Raw genomic sequence first — 21644 nt, forward strand, 5'->3', positions numbered from 1 at the left:
AATGAAAAGAAGGATCTTTATTTTTTTTACCTATCTGTTTTTAGCTTTAAGTATAGCTTGTATTATTTCGGTAGTTGCCGAGCAGCAACCCGGTCCCAACAAATATCACGGAGCGGATTCATTTTTTAAAGCAAAGGGAATTTCCCTTTTTTGGGCTATTCTTAAGGGAACAGAAGAGAGTAATTCTTGGGTATATATTAAAATAATTAATCAAGAAAACAGCTTAAAACCGTTTTATGCCTTTAGTCTGATTGCCACCGACCCATTTTCAAATTCGGAAGAATGGATCATTACCGGGCAAAAATTAACAAAGGAAAATATAATCAAATTAAATCGAGAATCCTTTAAAAAGATGATGGGGAAAACCTTCTTCTTTTATCAAAGTGAAAAGATAGAAAATTATCCCAGTGAATTGCCGGATATGACAGTTTATTATTTAAGCGTTCCTGATACCGCTCCGGAATTTCTTGATTTGGAAAAACTCGAAGCCTACTTTAAGGATTTAGAAAAAAGACTTGAAAAAGTAGAATCTACTGTTAAATAAAAAAAATAGGGACACATCACATTTATATCAAAAGAAATAGGATGTGCCCTATTTTTTATTTATTTTATACCAAGACGTTGCTCGGTGGCTTGTAAAATCATTTTTAGGGTTTCACCGTAGGATTTCCCGGCAATCTCGGCCATCTTAACCAGGTGACCATCCCAGCACCAACCGGGGTTAGGATTGACTTCAAGGAGCTTCGGGGCGCCATTAGCATCAATTCTCCAATCGAATCGGCAGTAATCTTTACATTCTAACCTCTCGGATAGTTTCAAGCAGCACTCGATAATGAATTTTTCTACATCTTCCAGAAGCTCAGCAGCAGCAGATTTTATATTCCAATAGGGTGATTCCGGGAGCCATTTAGACTCATAACCGCAGATCTGCGGCAAATTTTCCGGCAATAATGAATAATCTGCCATAATGATAGGCAGGACAGTATAGGGTTCGGGAGGATTTCCTATGATTCCCACGCTAAGGTCTTTTCCGGTAAGAAGTTCCTCAACAAGAATGGGCTTATCATAACCAAATTTTTCCCTGATCTCCGAAATAGCATTTACTAATTCTTCAAAACTGTTGGCCACGCTGTTTTGGGTAATCCCAAAACTAGAATCCCCGAAGTTTGGCTTTACGATTACCGGAAAACTAAAGGGCAATTCAAAAGCAGTATCTTCGGGCTTAATAAAGAAAGCTTCCGGTACCGGAATTTCCATTTCCCGTGCAATACCACGCACTAATGACTTATCATAACAGTAAGCAAGGCATTGTGGTCCCGAGCCGGTGTATGCTATACCGAGCATTTCCAGCAAAGAGGGTATATGCAGTTCTTTTTGTGCATCATTGTAGTAGCCTTCATCACACAGGTTAAAGGCAAAATTAATTTTCTCTTTCACTTTTATCAGATCTTGTATTAAAGTATCGTGATTACTCAGATAAGTAAAATTATAATTTTTCAGCTCCTTTAGCCCTGATTTTAATTGATCTATAGTATAAAAATCATCATCATCAAAGATGGTAGAGGGTTTTAATGGATCTGCTTTTTGTGGATCTCCTAAAATAACTACCACATTTTTTAACTCTTTTCTCAGTTTCTTTTTGATGGGTGTCCATTCTTTTTTAGTTACGGCGCTAACAATGATACATCTTTCCATCATGCCCAAATCTTGATTTCGTTTGGAATCAGGAGAGAATTGACCATGAAAGGCGATATCACTGAAACCAGCTGTCTCCAAAAGACGATTTAAACTTTCTTTAGAATATAGCCTTTCAGCATAGAATTGGTCTGTTATCATCCCTTTTTCTACGTGATTAATAATCTCTCTGGATATGAGACGCTGCTTATCAAGAGAAAGGGAGCGTTCTCTGCAAACAAAATGCTTTTTATCCATCCACTCCCAAGATCTGGCTTGAAAGTGTTTCTTTAGGTATTCGCCGTCGGTAATCTCAATAAGAAGTTTGCCCCAGGGCTTTAAAACTCTAAATATTTCCTTTAATACTCTCAAGTCATCCTGAATAGTCTCAAAATAGCCGAAGCTGTTACCCAATATAGTTACAGCATCAAAAGTATCGGGTGGGGAGGGAATTTTCCGGGCATCACCCTCTCTAAACCTGACATTTAAATCTTCTTTTCTTGCGCGAGCCTTAGCCTTTTGGATCAGATAATGAGAGCGATCCAATCCTTCGATATTTTTAAAGTTTCTCCTGGCTAATTCAAGGGAATGTCTGCCTTGTCCGCAACACAAGTCAAGAATTTTATCTTCCAGCGAGAGTTTTAGAATATCTAAAAATTGAGTAATTTCACCTGCGGTAATGCTCAGGTCGTCTACCACATCGCCATCGGTTTTTAAATAAAGATAATTAAAGATTCGACTCCACCAATCCGGGCGAACGTGTTCTTCAAGATCAGGAACAGGACCTAAAAATACTTTTCGATCTTTACCGTTTTTCCTTCGCTGGGGAGGTTTGTCCGAAGTAGTTTTTTGATTCATAATTCTCCTCTATATTTTTCAAAAATCTTCACAGATTTCACTTTAATAAAAAAATCTTATTTTTTTATTCATCCTTCTTATACCTAAAATATTCAGGAATGTCAATAGGATAAACTCTGTTTTAAAATAAAAAGAAGAATAATTTTGTGCTATGGCGATTACTTTCGCTTGGTGTAAGCGATACAAAAATTCTGCTAAAAATTTTTTAATTAGTAAAAAAAATGTTATTATAATAATAATTGAGGAAAAATTGATCACCCAAAATTATTTTAGATTATCAACTTTCTAAAAATTTTAAAAAGGCCTTCCAAGAGGACCATGATAAAACCATTCAAGAAAATTAAAAATAATCGTAAAACCCAAATTCTTATTGTAATAATAATTTTGTTTGTTTGCGTTTGCGCTGGAATTTTTTGGTATATTAGAACCAATCCAGTTATGCCGCAGTTGACCATTTATTTTTTAAATGATGTAAAGCTGCCGGAAAAAGACCAAAAAGTTCTGATTTTTTCACCTCATCCTGACGATGAAACACTTGCCTGTGGCGGTTATATTATCGAGTCAATAAAGAGAGGAGCCGAAGTCAAAATTGTATTGGTTACTGATGGCAATAGGCGCAGTTTAAAAGATCTACGATATTTAGAATTTGAAGCCGCTACCAATATTTTAGGGGTGTTGGTTAACAATTTAATTTTCTTAAATTATCCGGACGGTAATCTTATCCAAGAAGATCAGGTAGAATTAGAAAAAAATTTCCGAAGCCGGATAGATAGTTTTAACCCTGATATTGTACTCTATCCTCATCCTAACGACACCCATAAAGACCATGCCATCACCAGCAAAATTGTAGAGAAAATATTAGAACAATCTCCGAATAAGAAAATTGCTTATAAATACTTAGTTCATCACCCTCTGTATCCTTATCCCAAAAAATACACTCCTGATTTATACACCATGCCGCCAATTAGTTTAATTACTTTTGATGGAGGATGGGAAAGATTGATGCTATCGGAAGAAACAAAGAACTTAAAGCAAAAAGTACTTAAATCTTATCAAAGTCAATTAAAGAATCCCTTACTAAAAAATTTACTCGAATCATTTATTCGGGAAAATGAACTCTTTGCTGTAGAAAGTTACCCCGATTAACCATAACAAACACCCAGATAAACAGAGAAGAGCACGATACAGTCTTCCAGTGTTTATACGGGTTTCAATGTACGACAATAGGATGAATCAATATGGATGTAACGAGTATAAAAATTCGTAACTATCAGATAAAAGATAGAGAGGCTATTCAAAAGATCAGCCTTGAGAACATCGTGTTAGGAGAGCACAGGGATTCTATCTTTGATGATGAGATACTGGCTGACCTATTGACCAAATATTTTACTGATTATGAACCTTTATCCTGCTTTGTTGCAGTTAAAGTAAATCAGGTAATTGGTTATATTATAGGAGCTCAGGATATTCGAAAGATGCGTAGATTAATGAAACATAAGATTGTTCCAGGATTAATATGTAAAGCTTTAGGTCGTCGTCAACTTTTACGCAGAAATAGCCTAATATTACTTAAAAATATTATATCCAGTTATTTGAAAGGAGAATTTATTTCACCTGATTTTTCCCAAGAATATCCTGCAACTTTGCATATCAACATTAGAGCGGAATACAGAAGGCAAAATATTGGTTCTTTGCTGATCGATCATTTTCTTGATTTTCTACAGAAGGAAAATGTCCGGGGAGTCCATTTTGGGGTTGTATCAGAAAGCGCAAAAGATTTTTTTATAAAATTGAATTTTAATATATTGTTTAGCGGGAAATATTCTTTCCTCCGATTTTTATTGGGGAAAACTATTCCTCATTATATCATGGGTAAGCATATCTAAAAGAAGGTTAGGGAAAAAGCGAGTAGAAGTTTTAATTTTTTCATCGAGATATCCATGTTCTTATCCTCAAATTCCATAATCTCTCTAAAAAAGTATGCAATAAATTTTTGAAAGGTCAAAAAAATTTTGATATTTCTTAATATTGTGGTATACTTACAATTTACCCGCCTGTCACTATTTAGGATAAAGGAAATAAATATGAGGAAAAATATAAATTTAAGAAATATTGCTATTATTGCCCATGTAGACCACGGAAAGACTACACTTGTTGATGCCATGCTTAAACAAAGCGGTACTTTTCGGGAGAACCAGGAAGTAAAAGAGAGGATCATGGATTCTAATGATCTGGAGAGAGAAAGGGGAATTACTATTTTTTCCAAAAATGCCTCCGTTTATTGGCAGAACACCAAGATTAATATTGTAGATACTCCGGGACATGCAGATTTCGGTGGGGAAGTTGAAAGAATACTTCGGATGGTTAATGGCGTTCTCTTGATTGTGGATGCCTTTGAAGGACCCATGCCCCAAACCAAATTTGTTTTGCGTAAAGCAATGGAATTAAATCTTATTCCTATCGTAGTGATTAATAAAATAGATCGGCCAAATGCCCGACCTGCCGAAGTATTGAATGAAATCTATGATCTATTTATTGATCTGGGAGCCAATGATGACCAGATCGATTTTCCGGTTATTTACACTTCTGCACGCGCAGGTGTTTCCGGATTTTCTACGGAGGACTTGAAAGAGAATCTTGAACCTCTTTTTTCAACCATTTTGGAACATATACCTGCTCCTTTAGTGGAATATAATGCTCCCCTGCAATTACTGGTGACTAATCTTAGTCAAGACGATTATGTAGGGAAAATAGTTGTGGGACTGATTACTCGTGGAAAAATTAAAGAAGGAGAAACCGTAACTTTAATCAAATGGGATAAGAGAAAAACATTATGTAAGGTCATAAAGCTCTACGTTTTTGAAGGATTAAAGAGAGTAGAGGTAAAAAAAGCACAATCAGGGGAGATTGTAGCTATAGCTGGAATCAGCGATGCTAATATAGGCGAGACTATTGCTTGTAAAGAAAATCCGGAAGCTTTAGCAAAAATCAAGATTGATGAACCCACTCTAACTATGGATTTTATAGTAAATAATAGTCCATTTGCCGGAAAAGAGGGTAAATTCATTACTTCTCGACATTTAAGAGATAGATTGTTTAAAGAAATTGAGACCAATGTCAGCTTGAAGGTGGAAGAAACCGAATCTACGGACACTTTTCACGTATCAGGAAGGGGAGAGCTTCATCTTTCTATATTAATTGAAAATATGCGCCGTGAAGGTTATGAATTTCAGGTGTCCAAACCCAAGGTTATTTTTAAGCATATTAATGGAGAAAAGTGCGAACCGATAGAACTGATGACCTGTGATATTCCTAAAGATACTATGGGGGCAGTTATGGAAATTTGCGGGAAAAGAAAAGCAAAATCAATTAATATGACTGATATTGCCGATGGTCAACTTCGACTTGAATTTGAAATTCCGGCCAGAGGCCTAATTGGTTTCAGAGATGAATTTCTTACCAAGACCAAAGGTAAAGGTATCATGCACCACGTCTTTCTTAATTACCAACCCTACAAAGGGCTTATCCCTCATCGTTCCCGAGGTGTCTTAATTGTATTTGAAAGCGGCGTAACCAGTATCTACGGTCTCTATAACGCTCAAGCAAGGGGTACCTTATTCGTTAATTCGGCTACAGAGATCTATCAAGGGATGATTATCGGAGAGAATAAAAGAACCGGAGATATGGAAGTGAATGTAGCCAAGAAAAAACATGTTACCAACATGCGTGCCAGCGGCTCAGATGAAGCGCTGCGTTTGGAAAATCCCCGCCAGTTTTCCTTGGAACAAGCATTAGATTATATTCAAGAGGACGAATTGTTAGAGATCACTCCTTCTAATATACGCCTTAGGAAAAAACTATTAAATTCGCACTCTCGATATCAAGAGAAAAAAAATTTAAAGAAAATAGTAAGTTGAAAAAGAAATAAACTTCAATATATCTCACTTTGATCGAAGTTTATTTTAGGAGAAAAGCAATGAAAGAAATGAAAGATAAAATCAAATTTGAGCACCTTGGCCTTTCACAAGGAGTATTGGATGCTATTCACCAGAAAGGTTTTGAAGAACCATCTCAGATTCAAGCCTTGGCAATTCCTCTCATATTGGGGAATAATATCAATATCATGGCGCAGGCACAGACCGGTACCGGCAAAACAGCTGCCTTCGGACTTCCTCTAATAGAAATGATAGATCCTGACAAAAAAATTGTACAAGCCCTTATCATTACTCCTACAAGGGAGCTTGCCATACAGGTTTGCGAAGAGATTAGCTCATTAAGGGGAGATTCCGGCATCCAGGCCATTCCTATCTATGGAGGGCAATCAATCGACCAGCAATTGAGGCGCCTTAAAAAAGGAGTGCATATTGTGGTGGGTACACCCGGCAGAGTAATTGACCACCTAAACAGGAAGACGCTTAATCTTAAGGATATCGAATATCTGATCCTTGACGAAGCTGATGAAATGCTTAATATGGGATTCATTGAGGATATGGAAGAGATCATGAAACACACTAATCCAAAGAAAAGGACTTTTTTGTTTTCAGCTACCATGCCCGCAAAGATTAAAGCGCTCGCTAGTAAATACATGGCAGATTACAAATTTATCACTGTCGAGAAACAGCAGCTGACCGCCGATCTTACCGAACAGATCTATTATGAAGTCAAAGCTGCCGACAAATTCGAGGCGTTGTGCCGGATCATTGATATTGAAGAAGATTTTTACGGATTAGTTTTTTGCCGAACAAAGAATGATGTCGCTGATGTTGCCGGCCATCTTGTTGAAAGAGGGTATGATGCTGATGCGATTCACGGTGACATTTCACAGGCACAAAGAGAAAAAACCCTGGATAAGTTAAAGAAAAAGAAGATCAACGTACTGGTGGCAACCGATGTGGCTGCGCGTGGTATAGATGTTAGCAATATGACCCATGTGATTAATTATTCTCTTCCTCAAGACCCCGAATCCTATGTGAATAGGATTGGCCGCACAGGAAGGGCGGGTAAACAGGGAACGGCCATCACCTTTATTACTCCGAGCGAGTATAACCGGTTGATGTTTATTCAGCGCATCGCTAAGACCGATATAAAAAAGTCAAAAGTACCAAGGATCAAGGATATAATTAACGCAAAAACAAAGAAGATAAACGAAGATATAACTGCTATTGACAGCGAAAAGGTAGATAATACTTATTATAATTGGGCTAAAAAACTTCTTGAGGACAATAACCCAACCCAGATACTGGCCAAGTTACTAAATTACAGTTTTGATGATAAACTTAATCCCGGCTTATATAATGAAATACAAGATCTATCAAGCAGAAACCGGAAGATAGAAATGGAAGGCACCACCAGGTTATTTATAGCCTTGGGTAAGAAAGATAAGATAAGTCCCAGTAAACTGGTAAAGTTTATTATCCAAAATACAGGGGTTAGGAATTCTGCCATTGATCAGGTGGAAGTATATAATGATTTTTCCTTTATCACCGTGCCTTTTAAAGAAGCAGAAATTATCTTGGGAATCTTTCAAAAAAAATCCGGGAAGAAGAAATCATTGGTAGTAAAAGCCAGAAAAAAAGCAAAATAGAGCCGGGATGGATTGGGTAATTTTTCTTTATGTAAATATATTATAAATAAAGAAAAGGAGGAGATGTCATGAATAATACTCGGTTAAGAAAAACTTTATCAATTTTGAATTTATTAAGCTTTGTAGCTATGGTTATCATAAACTATCTTGCTGTCGCCCTTCCCTTAAATAACCAGACAACCGGTGAGTTATCTGACCAATACCCCAACTTGTTCGTTCCGTCAGGATTTACTTTTTTAGTTTGGGGAGTAATCTATCTATTACTGGCTATTTTCATTATTTACCAGTTGGTCTATGCTTTTAGAAAGAATATGCAAAATATTTCTTTCCTGGAAAAAATAGGTATTCTGTTTTTCGTTTCTTCTCTTGCCAATTTTGGCTGGATTTTTGCCTGGCACTTTGAAATGGTCTCTTTATCCCTTTTTCTTATGTTAATCCTGTTGGGTTCTTTAATCGCTATCTATATAAAACTACAGGTTGGTAGATCGGATTCCTCAAGATCTGAAAAATACTTGGTTCATCTTCCTTTTAGTGTGTATCTTGGTTGGATTACCATAGCCACGATTGCCAACGCCACCGCACTTTTGGTAGATCTTAACTGGAACCGATTTGGACTCAGTGAACCATTTTGGACTATAGCTGTCATCATTATCGGTATCGCTATCTCACTTACGATACTTTTTAATCGAAAAGATATTTTCTACTGCCTGGTAGTGGATTGGGCTTTATTTGGGATACTAATAAAACGACTTACTGCCGATGCTGTGCCAGTTCAAAGTATAATCACAGTTGCTATCATTGGATTAACTGTTATTTCGCTTGGAATAATAGTACAGATAATAAGAAGGAAAGTTTACTAAAAAAAATAAGCAGCGCCATTCAGGAAGAAAGAGTAAAATTAAGAAGAATAAATTTATGCAAATCATAACTCTAATTAACCAAAAGAGTAGAATAGAAAAGCTTTCTTCAAAAGCTTAACAAACATTAAAAATTAAGAGAGCGATTTAAGCAATTTTCATAGATTTCCGAAGATACGGCCTTCATCAATGTAGATATAACAATAGTTTCTTCAGTTTTAGAAGAGATCATTAGTGAGACGCTGGATTTTTTTAGCCTCCAAATTTTCCTGTTTTTGCCTTTCCTTTGAAATTTCCCATTAATCATTCGAATTAATTATTACTTCTTCAGAAGGCATATATGCTTAGATGACCGGCCAGGTGATGTCGGTTTTTAGTTTTGATAAAAATTATATACTGCTTCCGCGAAAACAATAGTAGGAATCCATTCTATAAAAAAATTTGACATCAGATAGGAAAAATTTTATTATATACTTAGTTAGTAAAATTAATTAAGAAAGCATATTTAAGTACAAGCTAATATAAAAGTATAATAAAAAACATGATAAGGATAAAGAGAACCTATTTTCTGTTAAAAAAAACAGAAGGGGGAATAGTTTAGTGGAAATAAGGAATATAAATAAAGGTTTGATATTAAGAACGATTGAGAAAAATGGTCCTATTTCAAGAGCAGATGTTGGTAAAATAATAGGTTTAACCCCTCCCACCATCTCTGCCATTGTTAAGGATTTAATGGAGAGAGATATCGTTCAGGAAATTGGGAAAGGAGATTCTTCAGGAGGAAAGAAACCAATATTATTAAAAATAAATTCAAAAACAGCTTATATGATTGCAGTTGACTTGGGAGGAGAAAATGGTATCAGAGTAGCCTTGATGGATTTATCTTACCATATTATTAAAGAGAAGTTTGGTCCCAAGATGGAATCTTTAAATGGCCAAAAATTAAAAAAATCTCTGAGTTTTTTATTAAAAGATTTTATAAAAGAAATAAATATTTCTCAAGAAAAAATATTAGGGATAGGTATTGGCCTACCGGGAATTATTGATAGTAAATTAAAAAAAGTGACTGGTACTCCTTATTTAAACTGGGAAATGTCTTTGGATGATTTAACCTTAGAAGAAATTGGAATACCCGTTGCTCTTGAGAACGATGTGAATCTGATGGCCTTAGGCGAGAAGACCAAGGGGGTAGCCCAAAAGATTAACAACTTTGTCTTTGTGGGAGAAAGAACCGGAATAGGTGCCGGCATTATCATTAATAGGAAACTTTATAAAGGGGCTAATAACGCTGCTGGTGAGGCAGGATATCTATTTATTGATCCCAAATACGCCTCGAAGAGCATTAGAGATTATGGCTGTTTGGAAAAATTAGCCAGTTATAAAGTTATTGTAGAAAAAGCAAGAAAAAAATTGGGCAAGAATATCAAGGTTATAGAAATATTTAAAATGGCTGCCCAGGGTGACGGCATTGCTCTTAATATTGTACAAGAAACTCTAAAATATCTTGCTTACGGTATTGCAAACATATCCTGTGTACTTGATCCGGAATTAGTAATCATCGGAGGAGGAATTTCAATTTTACCAGCAAGATTTTTAGAAGAAATGAAGATGAATATCAGAAAAATAATCCCTTTTGTTCCCAAGTTGGAATTTTCTAAATTAGGTGAAGACGGCGTTTTAATTGGAGCAGCAGTCATGGTGCTTGAGCCTTTAAAAAAGAAAGGATTGATAGTAATTAATAAATAAAAAATGAAATAATTTATAATTTTAATATAGCAATGATAACATAATAAATTCAACCGGACTAAAAAATAATCCAAAAAAGGCGGTGAGGCGTATATAAAATAAATATTATTTACTTTAAAAAGACTACTGATCTAATATCTAATAAAGTTTTAAGGAGGATTTCTGAAATGAAAAGTTATCTTAAATTATCTATTTTGATTGTGTTAATGATGGGTTTAATTTTGGGAAGTTTTTCTGTTTCCTTTGCTCAAAAGAAAGAAGTAGCCGTATTACTGCCGGGGACGGTAGAGTTTTTTAGCGTTATGCGCAGAGGAATAGATCAAGCAGCTCTCGATCTTGGTTTAAATATTACCTATGCAGATGCCGAGTGGGATGCCGGGAAGCAGCTCTCTCAGGTAGAAAACTTTATTGTAAAAAAAGTGGATGCAATTATGCTTTGTGCTGCAGACAATATGGCATTACTTCCCGCAGTAAAACTTTGTAATGATGCTAATATTCCCTTAATATCTTTTACCAATTCCCTGGGCACAGATCCTGAAGGGAAATACGCGGGAGTTGTATCTTATATCGGAAGGTCTGAAATTGGTGCCGGAATTATTCAGGGAGAAATGGCGGAGCTGCTCCTGGGAGATAAAGCGGCCAGTATTGTACTCATTGAAGGTAATCCGGGAACTGCCCCCCAAAGAATGCGCGAAGAGGGATTTTTGAAAATTGCAGCCAAACATCCGAATTGGACTGTTGTGGAGAAGAGACCCATAGAGGGTTGGACCAAAGAAGGCGCACTGGCTTTCATGGAAGCATTTCTGCAAAGCGGTAGAAAAGTTGATTTAGTGAGCTGTCAGTGGTGGAGTGGAGCTATTGCAGCAGCCATGGCCTTGGAAGAAGCAGGTGTAACCGGAGTGTATGTTACCGGTCTGGAGTATGCCAAAGAATTAGTTCCTTATATAAAAGAAGGAAGAGTTACTGGCAGTACCTATTTTTCAGTGGTCGAAGAGGGCTATAAAGCAGTAGAGACGACCGCTAAATATTTGAATGGCGAAACGGTACCATCATTTGTAGAAATTAAGCATATCATTGTAACAAAAAATAATGTAGATAAGTTTGTTCCTGAGATGTAAAAATATAGTTTTTAGCCAAATTACAGGTAATATCTTTAATTAAAATTAAGAGGGGGCAATACTTAAAACATTTAAGTTAAATAAATGAAGCAAAAATGGATTGGTACTCAGATCGTTTTAAATCATATCACAAATAACTCATTAGGCAAAAATGATTATTTAAAAAAGAAGCTGGCAACAGCTAAAGAGTTTCTTGACCTGGAGGCTTTAATCATATGGCCGGATCTCAACAAAAAAAATCTTGATTTAGTTAGAGAAATCTGTACGGATTTTAAAATAAAGACTTATCTCTGGTATCCTGTTTTAGCTGATATTCTCGGTTTTAAAATAGAACGGGAGCAAGCAATAGAAACATTCGACGGATTATATGGTTATGGTAAAAATGGCTGTTGGGATAAATTGGGAGAGGGGGAGGAAGATTTTTTATTCCTTTGCCCTAACGATGGAGAGCATATAAGACGAATATTTGACCAATATCAGAATAAAATAACAGAAAGTAGCCTTGATGGGGTCTTTTTAGATCGAATTCGCTTTCCTTCTCCTTCCAATGGCTTTGAACTCCTTTTTTCTTGCTTTTGTCAGTTTTGTCGGAAAAAATTTTATACTCAATATGATGAGGATTTAGAAAACTATCGGAACCAGGCAAAAGCCGTTTTTGAAAAACTTAAAACTATGGATATCACTTATTTGCGAACTTGCCAATCCTTTTCCGATATGATTATTCCAGGTAATCTAAAAAAATTTTATGATTTCCGTAAACAAAATATTTATCAGGCGGTAAAAATCTTTGCTGATAAGGCAAAACAAATGGGTAAAATTGTAGGAGTTGATTTATTTGCCCCCTCTTTGGCTCCTTTAGTGTCTCAAGATTACCGGTTATTAGCCAAGACCTGTGACTGGATAAAGCCGATGATCTATGGTCATGCCTCAGGTCCGGCAGGTCTTCCCCTGGAATTATCTTGTTTTATGAAAGCGATCTTAAATATGAATCCCACCCTGGACGAAAGCCAGTTCATCCGGGAGATAAGTCGAATCATCGGGGTGGACTTGCCGACCCAAATAAATGATCTGTTAAAGAATGGTATTTCCGAAAATATCATTTACCTTGAGATGCAAAGAATAAAGGAACTTGATTTAGGAGAAAATGTCAACATCTATGTAGGAATCGAGGCAGTGCAAATACCCGGATTATGCCATATTACCGCAAAAATTTTGAAAAAATATTTAGAATCCCTGGCAGAGACGGAGGTTAAAGGCATGGTTTTATCCTGGGATTTATTGAAAATACCCGACGAAAATTTAAAAACCGTAGGTGATTTCTTATCGACACAGTCATAAATCAAAAAAAAGAAAAAGTAATATTAGAAGTGAGAAAATTAAATAAATCTTTTCCCGGAGTAAAGGCACTGGACAATATAGATTTGGAAATCTACCAGGATGAGGTTCATGCTTTGGTGGGAGAAAATGGCGCCGGTAAATCGACCCTGATTAAAGTGCTGGTAGGTGCCTATAAAAGAAATTCAGGAGAAATCTATTTTAATAACCAGAAAGCAGAATTTGATTCTCCCGCGCAGGCCTTTCAAAACGGCATCAATGTCATTTATCAAGAAAATAGTTTAATTCCTCAGCTCACGGTGATTCAGAATATATTTTTGGGAGTAGAGCGTTTTACCCCATGGGGCTTAATTGATGAAAAAAAAATCTACCAGGAATATCTTGATATTTCGGAGAAACTTGGCTTTGAACTTCCTCCCCATAAAGAAGCAAGAAACCTGGGTGTGGCAGAGCAAAAATTAGTAGAGATCTTGAAAGCCCTCATCCATAAAACTAAATTTATCATTATGGATGAACCGACCGCTTCTTTATCAGAAAATGAAATAGAGCATCTTTTCCGCATCATTGCTGAGCTCAAATTAAATCATATCAGCGTCCTCTATATTACCCATATTTTAGGAGAAGTTTTTAGGATTGCCGACCGGATTACCGTGTTAAGGGATGGGAAAAAGATTAAAACCGTTCTTACTAAAGAGGTGAACCGGGATGAAGTTATTACCATGATGGTCGGTGAGAGTTTAAAAAATGCTTATACCTCTCCACCCACCGGAGGGAAAAAGAGTCAAAAGACAATTTTAGAAGTAGAAAATCTGTGGAGAAAACCAAGAATAAATGGCGTGTCATTTAAGGCTTCTCCCGGTGAAGTTTTGGGTATTACCGGTCTTATGGGAGCAGGGAAGACCGAGCTGTCACGGCTTATTTTTGGTGCGGACAAGCTGGAAGGCGGCCAAATTTTCATCAATGATAAACCGGTCAGGTTTCGTTCACCAATAGATGCAGTGAATCAAGGTATCTCCCTAGTTCCCGAAGATAGAAAAAAAGATGCACTCGTTCTGATGCTGGAATTATACAAAAACATTACACTTCCCACCCTGGACCAATTTGTAAATAAAGGGGTCATTTCACCCAGAAAAGAATTTGATGTAACCAAACAAGCCATAAAGAAATTAGGTATAAAGACTTCGGGCGTCAATCAGGTGGTAAAGTATTTAAGTGGAGGAAACCAGCAAAAGGTGGTTATCTCAAAATGGCTGCAAACCGAACCGAAAGTTTTAATCCTGGATGAACCGACTCGGGGAATTGATGTGAATGCCAAAGTGGAAATATATAACATTGTAGGTAAACTGGCCGAATCGGGCGTTTGCGTTATTTTTGTTTCTACGGAAGTTTCGGAAGTGGTGAAAGTCTCGGATAGAATTTTAGTTTTAAGTCATGGGAAAATATCCAGTGAATTTAAACAGGGCGTTAGCCAGGAAGAAATTATGAGAATTATATTACAAGCAGATAAATAAGCGCTAAAATTTGGAAATAAAATATTTTATTAAATAAGGAAGGGAATATGAATAAAAAGATGAATTTAAATTTAACCTGGTATTCGATAAAGAAAAATGGCATTTTATTTATATTTATTTTATTATGTATTTTTTTATCGATTATTACACCCGGTTTCTTGTCCTCGGCTAATATTCTCAATATCCTCAGGCAAAGTTCTATTATCGGGGTTATGGCCATAGGAACAACCTTTGTTATTATTGGAGCAGGTTTTGATATCTCTGTTGGCTCATTACTTGCCCTGTCTGCAGCTATGTGTGTTGGTCTGCAAAACTATATGCACTGGAGTCTTGCCATATTGTTAGTTCTGGTAGTAGGTTCATTGGTCGGTCTGTTAAACGGATTTTTGGCAGCAAAGATCCATATTCCCGCCATTATTGCAACTTTGGGAACCATGACCATTGTAAGAGGTTTGGTATATTTATATACCGGTGGGTATCCCTTGTATGTGGAGGCACCGGACTTCGCTTTTATAGGAAATGGATATCTGGGGCCAATACCTTTTCCGGTGGTCATCCTGGTCATCATGGTCGCTTTTTGGCAGTTTATTTTGGTGAGAACCAGGTTCGGGAGATATGCCTGTGCCCTTGGCGGGAACAAAGAAGCAGTAAGGCTCTCCGGGGTAAAAGTAGATTACTATCATATCCTTACCTTTGTTGTCGGAGGTTTAATGGCCGCAATGGCCGGCGTTATTTATGCTGCCCGGTTATTATCAGTGACACCTCTGGCAGGACAGGGTTATGAGCTGGATGCGATTGCCGCAACGGTTATCGGCGGTACCAGTGTATCCGGCGGAGAAGGGTCGGTAGTGAGGACTCTAGTCGGTGTTTTGCTCTTAAATATTATTGCTAATGTATTTAATCTTCTTGGCATACATATTTATGTTCAGTATGTCATCAAAGGAGCCATTATTCTCTCAGCGGTGGGCTTTGATACCTTTTCTAAATTCCGGGAATAGTTTTATAAAGAATATCGGTAGTATAAAAAAACGATGTGAAGTTTAAACAAAATTGGAAATGAGTATAGCTAATTTTAAATCTATTAGGGAAGTGGATTATGGAAGAAAATGCGATTATAGGACAATTTGGCGGACCAACTTCGGTGATAAATTCAAGTCTTTGTGGTCTTATTCAAGAAGGTCTTAAATCGAAAAAAATCAAAAACATTCTTGGTATGAGAAATGGGATTATAGGATTTATGAAAGACGAGATTGTTGATTTGGGGAAAGAGGAACCTCGAGTCATTAATGCCTTGCGGCAAACGCCTTCATCCGCCCTGGGTTCATGCAGATATATCTTAAAAGAGGAAGAATTTCCCCTTATTTTGAGACAACTTAAAAAATTCAATATCCGTTATTTTTTTCTTATTGGTGGGAATGGTTCAATGGGAACCCTTCGACAGGTAGAGCAATATTGTAAAAAAAATAATTATCGACTAAGCGGAATTGGCATTCCCAAGACCGTGGACAATGACCTTTGCGGGACTGACCATACTCCGGGCTTTCCTTCTGCAGCGAGATATGTGTGCCTTTCAGTTCAACAGGCAGGCAGACTTGCTCGGGATATGCAGAGCGTGGATAAATATGTTATTTTACAAACGGTGGGCAGAGATACGGGATGGCTGGCAGCATCAGCGGTACTGGCTAAAAAAAATGAATCCGATGCCCCCCATCTTATTTATATACCGGAAAGGCCTTTGTCCAGAGAAAGATTTATATCAGACGTAAAAGAATGTATCGAAAAATATGGCTGGGTTTCCATTGTCTGTGGTGAAGGTATCCTCTGGGAAGATAAAAGTTTGGTAGCCAGCCTTCGGATACAGGATGATTTTCCCGATATGGAATATGGTGCAATGGGTGGCGGGAGCGCAGCCCTTAATTTATATCAGCTGATTCATCAGGAAACAAATTACCGGGGGGAATTCCAGATAACCGAGTCTCTCTCGATGTGTGCTATAGACAGAGCTAGTAAAGTTGATTTGGAAGAAGCTTATGCCTGTGGAATCAAAGCCATAAAATTAGCTGAAGAAGGTGCTTCAGGAATTATGGTTTCCATCCATCGGGTGAGTTCTTTTCCTTACCAAATTGAATTAGATACTGTTCCTCTTGATCAGGTGGCAGTAAAGATAAAAACGATGGATGATAAATACATCAATGCTGAAGGAAATTTTGTGACTGATGATTATATCAAATACATCAAACCGCTTGTGGGTAAACTCCCCAATTACAGTGAGTTAAATTTTATAAAATATTTATAATGGTTACTTAGTAACAGGAGAGAAGAGATGAATTTACAGGATACTAAATATAATCAGTTTTTTTTAATCAGAGAAATGCTGGAGACGGGTGAAGTAATCAAGCACCTTGATATTGAAAAAATAATATCTTATGAGCAAGAAATAAAAAAAGAAAGAATATTTTTTACCGGTGAAGGTTCATCCCGTATTTTTCCGGCAAAAAAGACAATTTATGAAGCCCGGAAAAAAGGCTATAAAGAAGATTTTTATACCGACTGCGCCACACAAGCACTCGAATATAATCTTCTGGATAGTACAGTATTTGTAGCGTCTAATTCAGGAAAAACAAAAGAAGATTTAGAATTAATTCAAAAATTAAAAAGACAAAATCATGATAATATTATTAGTATTGTGGCGAATACCGGAACTCCTATCATGAATGAAGCTCACCTATCCTATCTGTTAACCTGCGGTAAAGAGAAGGCAGTTCCTGCCACAAAATCAGTGGTAGAACAGGCGCTTTTTTACGATTTATTATTTAGGAAATTGAATAATATGGACCTGCCCGATTTTAATCAATTAGGTAATTTGATCATCCAAGTTTTACAGATGCATATTCCGGAGGAGATTACCGAAACTCTAATGAATTCGAGAATGATTTATTTTTCGGGCAGAAACAATGGCGTGGCCGAGGAATTAACCCTTAAGGCAAACGAAATCGCCCGAAAAAAATCGGATTTTTTGGAAGGCACCTATGCCTTTCACGGCATAGAAGAAGTGATGAATACAGAAGAAGTAGTGGTCATTGTCGATCCCTTCAAAGAGGAAGAGGAAAAATATAAGAATGTACTCATTAAAGGAATAGGATTAAAAGTGATAGCAATTTCTACAAGAAAGACTATCTTTCCCACTATTATCATTCCGGAATACGGTGATTTTACCAATTACCTGGAAATTGCCGTAGGTTGGAATCTCCTGGTAGAGATCGGAATAAATATGGGTATTGACATGGATAAAACAGTACGAGCACGAAAAGTCGGTCATGAAATTTAACTTCTTCCTTTTACCACCAATTTCTTCAAGGCTACCCTCTATTTTCCACCGAAAAACTTTTCAAAAAAAGAAGGATTTTTAAAATTGATATCGTATATTATTAATAGAAATAGGTTTTAATTTAAATTTCTCAGGTGTGTATTATTCTGCCACTTGCTGTTGATAAAAGAATCAAAGGGGAGGGGAAAATGTGATATTGTAAGCCCGATCCTAAGCACAAGAAGCGAAAAATTGACAGCAGGAAAGAGGTGATATATTATAAAAATAGGTTTTTGAAGATATTAGGCTATTATATAGATGAAAAAAGGGGGCGATATAATAAATAAATCTCGAAGTAAATTTTCTTAAATAATGTTTAATAAGTAAAAAAAGGGGGAAAATTAAAATGAAAAAATTATTATTATTGGTATTTGTGTTTCTATTTGTTTCCATGATAGCAGGTTTTTCGCTTGCACAGTCTGCGCTAGACGTTGGTATCGTTCTTCCAACCAAGGACGAGCCAAGATGGATACAAGATGAAACCCGCTTTAATGATGCACTGAAGACTGCGGGCTACAATGCTGAGATTCTTTTCAGTCAGGGTTCTTCCGCTAAAGAAAAAGAGAATGTTGAAGCTTTGATTACTAAGGGCGTTAAAGTTCTTATCATCTGCCCGCATGACGCTACCGCTGCTGCTGCCGCTGCAGATGAAGCCAGAGCTGCCGGAATAAAGGTTGTTTCTTACGATCGTCTGATCCGCGAAACTGAAGCTGTTGACTATTACGTGACCTTTGACAGCATTGCTGTTGGAGAGGCTCAAGCCCAGTACCTGGTTGACAAGGCTTCTGGCACCGGTAATCCGCTTTACTTGTATGCCGGTGCTGCCACCGATAACAACGCCTTCCTCTTCTTTGAGGGCGCCTGGAATGTCCTTCAGCCAAAGATTGTCGATGGCACTTTTGTAATCAAAAACTCAAGCGAAGCTATTGCACTAAAGGGCAAGTCCACATTAACCCGTAATGAGATGGGTAAGATCATTGGCCAAGTTACCACCCAATGGGACTTTGTTACTGCCAAGAACCTGGCTGAAGCTAACTTGACTGTCGCTGGAGTTGCTGATAAGGGTAATGTATTCATCCTTGCGCCGAACGACGGTACAGCTCGTGCAATTGCAGACGCATTTGCTGCAGATAATGATGTAAAGAGCTATGTGGTTTCTGGCCAGGATGCCGAGATACCATCCGTACAGTACATTATTGATGGTAAGCAGTCAATGACCGTCTTAAAAGACGTCAGAACATTAGTTAGTGATGCAATCGCTGCGGCTGTCGCTTATCTTACCGGCAAAACTCCTGAAGCTACCCATACCTATAACAACGGAAAAATTGATGTTCCTGCCAAACCGTCTGTAGTAGTTACTGTCGACCAGAGCAATGTGAAGGCTGCTTTGATAGATTCCGGTTACTATAAAGCCACCGAATTTACCGGATTGAAATAAGAAATAACCGAAAAGCTATTAATTTTAAAGAGCCTACTGTAAATAAGGAGCAACGTGAGCGAAGCGAACGGTCTCTTGGTTATCGTAGGGATTGTTCGCTTTGCTCGTTATTACAATCTATTGGTTTTATTTAGTACAATCATACATCTATCATTTTTTAAATTAAGAGAGGAAACCTATGGTAAAAGCAATCCCCGTTGTGGAAATGAGGAACATCAAAAAGAGCTTTGGTGGTGTACATGCATTGCGAGGGGTAGATCTGGTTCTACACCATAATGAAGTGTTGGGATTAGTGGGTGACAATGCTGCCGGAAAATCTACCCTGATGAAAATTCTTAGTGGGGCGTACATTCCAGATGAAGGAGAGATTTTTATCGAAGGCAAGAAAGTGCACATGGTCAATTCCTGGGATGCACACCAGCAGGGCATCGAGATGGTGTACCAGGACTTAGCCCTTGCTAACAATCTCGACGTAGCCGCAAACGTTTTTATGGGACGTGAAGCGGTGAGCGTAAAATTAGGTCCGATCGGTGTGATGGATGAGCATTACATGGAACAAGAAACAAAACGTCTGTTAGATCGTCTTAAGATTGACATCTCCTCCGTGCGCTTGAAAGTAGAAAGCCTATCCGGTGGTCAGCGCCAAGCAGTAGCTATTGCCCGTGCTACAGCTTTCAACACCAAGGTCACTATAATGGACGAACCCACAGCCGCCCTGAGCGTGGCTGCCATAAAAAAAGTTCTCGATTTAGTACGGGAGCTCAAGGAACAGGGCTGTTCCATCATTATCATCAGTCATCGATTGGAAGATATCTATCAGGTTAGCGACCGAATGATGGTGCTGCGCCACGGGCGTAAGGTCTGTGACACTCCCGTAACCGGCGATATTGACACTTTTCGAGAGCATGTAGTGGCCTACATAGTAGGTGCACGCGATGATTTTGCGGAAGGAGGGAATAAGCAGTAAAATGGCTCGAACAAGTAGACATGAGGTGATTTTCATTAACGATATAAACAAAATACTTCGGCAGAATATCCGTGAATGGGGCATGTATATTGCCTTGTTAGTTATTATGGCGTTTTTTACCATCACAACGAAAGGTGTTTTTCTTTCATCGAGAAACATAGGTAATCTGATAAATCAAACCGGCTATATAGCAGTATTAGCGGTTGGCATGACGCTGGTTATTATCATTTCGCATATTGATCTTTCGGTTGGCTATCTTTCTGGATTTCTCGGTGCGGTAGCGGCAACTGCTATGGAATTCTGGCATTTGCCTGTATATGTCAGCATCGCACTTACCCTGGTTATCGGGATTATGGCAGGGTTTTTCTCTGGTTTTCTGGTAGGGCAGATGAAGATTCCCGCCTTTGTAGCAACGCTTGCCGGATGGTTAGGTTACAGGGGGGCACTGCAACTTGTAACCATGAGCAGGGGCACGATAGTTATTACGAATGACGTTTTTAATGCTATAGGCAATGGATATATTCCCGACATTCCCGATATTGGGATTTTACCCGGGGTGCATAAAGTAACACTCTTCCTCGGCATACTGATCATTCTATTTTTCATTGTAAACGCGATAAACAACCGCAGGAAGATGCAGTCCTACAATTTTAAAGTATTAGGGATGCATTTATTCATCATTAAATTGATATTTGGTTCGGCTTTAATCGGGGGTATGACTTGGGTGCTCTCAGGATACAAAGGCCTTTCATGGACTGCGGTGATCGTATTAATTTTAGTTTTTGTCTATAATTTTATTATGTCGCGGACGGTACTCGGCAGACATATTTATGCTGTCGGCGGAAATCCGGAGGCGGCTGAACTGAACGGCATCAGTGTAAAGAAAATAACCTATATGATTTTTTGTTCCATGGGTATGCTTTCCGCTTTGTCGGGCATATTGTTCGCATCCCGTTTTAAGTCAGCCACAACTACGGCTGGGACTCTGTTTGAATTAGATGCAATCGCCGCAGCTTTTGTTGGTGGTGTATCACCGTCCGGTGGAATCGGCAAGGTAACAGGGTCCATTATCGGTGCCTTTGTTATGATGTCACTAACCAGCGGCATGAACCTGATGGGCATAGATATATCATTCCAGTACGTCGTCAGAGCACTTGTGCTTGTAGCTGCTGTTGTATTTGATGTCACA

At 37.8% G+C, this 21644-nt stretch carries 17 protein-coding genes; 16 read left to right on the top strand and 1 reads right to left on the bottom strand.

Annotated elements, in window-relative coordinates:
* The first annotated feature begins 1 nt into the window (after window position 1).
* The gene (locus tag ENO17_08070) at window positions 2-544 is read left to right on the top strand and encodes a hypothetical protein (protein HER24987.1); all 543 of its coding nucleotides are present in this window, start codon (window positions 2-4) and stop codon (window positions 542-544) included.
* A 59-nt stretch (window positions 545-603) separates the two neighbouring features.
* On the opposite strand, the gene ENO17_08075 is transcribed toward ENO17_08070, so the two are convergent.
* Window positions 604-2532 (bottom strand): methyltransferase domain-containing protein, encoded by a 1929-nt coding sequence (locus ENO17_08075; protein ID HER24988.1) that lies wholly within the window; start codon window positions 2530-2532, stop codon window positions 604-606.
* 318 nt (window positions 2533-2850) lie between these two features.
* Between ENO17_08075 and ENO17_08080 the strand changes: the two genes are divergently transcribed.
* The 15 genes from ENO17_08080 to ENO17_08150 all read left to right on the top strand — a co-directional run.
* Window positions 2851-3678 carry a PIG-L family deacetylase gene (locus ENO17_08080; protein HER24989.1) on the top strand — a complete coding sequence of 276 codons (828 nt, stop codon included), beginning with the start codon at window positions 2851-2853 and terminating at the stop codon, window positions 3676-3678.
* A 92-nt stretch (window positions 3679-3770) separates the two neighbouring features.
* The gene (locus tag ENO17_08085; GenBank protein ID HER24990.1) at window positions 3771-4418 is read left to right on the top strand and encodes a GNAT family N-acetyltransferase; all 648 of its coding nucleotides are present in this window, start codon (window positions 3771-3773) and stop codon (window positions 4416-4418) included.
* Window positions 4419-4616: 198 nt separating this feature from the next.
* Complete coding sequence (typA, locus tag ENO17_08090; GenBank protein HER24991.1) at window positions 4617-6449, top strand: translational GTPase TypA; 1833 nt, start codon at window positions 4617-4619, stop codon at window positions 6447-6449.
* Between the two features lie 68 nt (window positions 6450-6517).
* Complete coding sequence (locus ENO17_08095) at window positions 6518-8116, top strand: DEAD/DEAH box helicase (GenBank protein ID HER24992.1); 1599 nt, start codon at window positions 6518-6520, stop codon at window positions 8114-8116.
* 68 nt (window positions 8117-8184) lie between these two features.
* A complete protein-coding gene (locus tag ENO17_08100; GenBank protein HER24993.1) occupies window positions 8185-8976 on the top strand; it encodes a hypothetical protein in 792 nt (263 codons plus the stop codon).
* Window positions 8977-9573: 597 nt separating this feature from the next.
* Complete coding sequence (locus ENO17_08105; GenBank protein HER24994.1) at window positions 9574-10719, top strand: ROK family transcriptional regulator; 1146 nt, start codon at window positions 9574-9576, stop codon at window positions 10717-10719.
* A 167-nt stretch (window positions 10720-10886) separates the two neighbouring features.
* Window positions 10887-11837 (top strand): sugar ABC transporter substrate-binding protein, encoded by a 951-nt coding sequence (locus ENO17_08110; GenBank protein HER24995.1) that lies wholly within the window; start codon window positions 10887-10889, stop codon window positions 11835-11837.
* An 84-nt stretch (window positions 11838-11921) separates the two neighbouring features.
* Window positions 11922-13175: a hypothetical protein gene (locus tag ENO17_08115; GenBank protein ID HER24996.1), complete on the top strand. Its 1254-nt coding sequence runs from the start codon at window positions 11922-11924 to the stop codon at window positions 13173-13175.
* Window positions 13160-14683, top strand: coding sequence for a sugar ABC transporter ATP-binding protein (locus ENO17_08120; GenBank protein HER24997.1), 1524 nt, complete (start codon window positions 13160-13162; stop codon window positions 14681-14683). Before ENO17_08115 ends, ENO17_08120 begins: the two co-directional genes overlap by 16 nt.
* Window positions 14684-14730: 47 nt before the next feature.
* Entirely contained in the window at window positions 14731-15681 is a 951-nt protein-coding gene (locus tag ENO17_08125) for an ABC transporter permease (protein ID HER24998.1), read from the top strand.
* 98 nt (window positions 15682-15779) lie between these two features.
* Entirely contained in the window at window positions 15780-16979 is a 1200-nt protein-coding gene (locus ENO17_08130) for a diphosphate--fructose-6-phosphate 1-phosphotransferase (protein HER24999.1), read from the top strand.
* A 27-nt stretch (window positions 16980-17006) separates the two neighbouring features.
* On the top strand, window positions 17007-18011 hold the full coding sequence (locus tag ENO17_08135) for an SIS domain-containing protein (protein HER25000.1): 1005 nt from the start codon (window positions 17007-17009) through the stop codon (window positions 18009-18011).
* 385 nt (window positions 18012-18396) lie between these two features.
* Entirely contained in the window at window positions 18397-19488 is a 1092-nt protein-coding gene (locus tag ENO17_08140) for a sugar ABC transporter substrate-binding protein (GenBank protein ID HER25001.1), read from the top strand.
* A gap of 178 nt (window positions 19489-19666) precedes the next feature.
* Window positions 19667-20455, top strand: a complete 789-nt coding sequence (locus ENO17_08145) for a sugar ABC transporter ATP-binding protein (GenBank protein ID HER25002.1) — start codon at window positions 19667-19669, stop codon at window positions 20453-20455.
* A gap of 1 nt (window position 20456) precedes the next feature.
* Window positions 20457-21644 (top strand): sugar ABC transporter permease (locus ENO17_08150; protein HER25003.1); only part of this gene is annotated, 1188 nt, incomplete at its 3' end.

Source organism: Candidatus Atribacteria bacterium (assembly GCA_011056645.1).
In the GTDB taxonomy this organism is placed as follows: domain Bacteria; phylum Atribacterota; class Phoenicimicrobiia; order Phoenicimicrobiales; family Phoenicimicrobiaceae; genus Sediminicultor; species Sediminicultor quartus.

Excerpts from the sequence above, each read along its gene's own strand:
- ENO17_08070 (HER24987.1), top strand. The coding sequence starts at position 2 with ATGAAAAGAAGGATCTTTATTTTTTTTACCTATCTGTTTTTAGCTTTA.
- ENO17_08075 (HER24988.1), bottom strand. The coding sequence starts at position 2,532 with ATGAATCAAAAAACTACTTCGGACAAACCTCCCCAGCGAAGGAAAAAC.
- ENO17_08080 (HER24989.1), top strand. The coding sequence starts at position 2,851 with ATGATAAAACCATTCAAGAAAATTAAAAATAATCGTAAAACCCAAATT.
- ENO17_08085 (HER24990.1), top strand. The coding sequence starts at position 3,771 with ATGGATGTAACGAGTATAAAAATTCGTAACTATCAGATAAAAGATAGA.
- typA (HER24991.1), top strand. The coding sequence starts at position 4,617 with ATGAGGAAAAATATAAATTTAAGAAATATTGCTATTATTGCCCATGTA.
- ENO17_08095 (HER24992.1), top strand. The coding sequence starts at position 6,518 with ATGAAAGATAAAATCAAATTTGAGCACCTTGGCCTTTCACAAGGAGTA.
- ENO17_08100 (HER24993.1), top strand. The coding sequence starts at position 8,185 with ATGAATAATACTCGGTTAAGAAAAACTTTATCAATTTTGAATTTATTA.
- ENO17_08110 (HER24995.1), top strand. The coding sequence starts at position 10,887 with ATGAAAAGTTATCTTAAATTATCTATTTTGATTGTGTTAATGATGGGT.
- ENO17_08115 (HER24996.1), top strand. The coding sequence starts at position 11,922 with ATGAAGCAAAAATGGATTGGTACTCAGATCGTTTTAAATCATATCACA.
- ENO17_08125 (HER24998.1), top strand. The coding sequence starts at position 14,731 with ATGAATAAAAAGATGAATTTAAATTTAACCTGGTATTCGATAAAGAAA.
- ENO17_08130 (HER24999.1), top strand. The coding sequence starts at position 15,780 with ATGGAAGAAAATGCGATTATAGGACAATTTGGCGGACCAACTTCGGTG.
- ENO17_08135 (HER25000.1), top strand. The coding sequence starts at position 17,007 with ATGAATTTACAGGATACTAAATATAATCAGTTTTTTTTAATCAGAGAA.
- ENO17_08140 (HER25001.1), top strand. The coding sequence starts at position 18,397 with ATGAAAAAATTATTATTATTGGTATTTGTGTTTCTATTTGTTTCCATG.
- ENO17_08145 (HER25002.1), top strand. The coding sequence starts at position 19,667 with ATGGTAAAAGCAATCCCCGTTGTGGAAATGAGGAACATCAAAAAGAGC.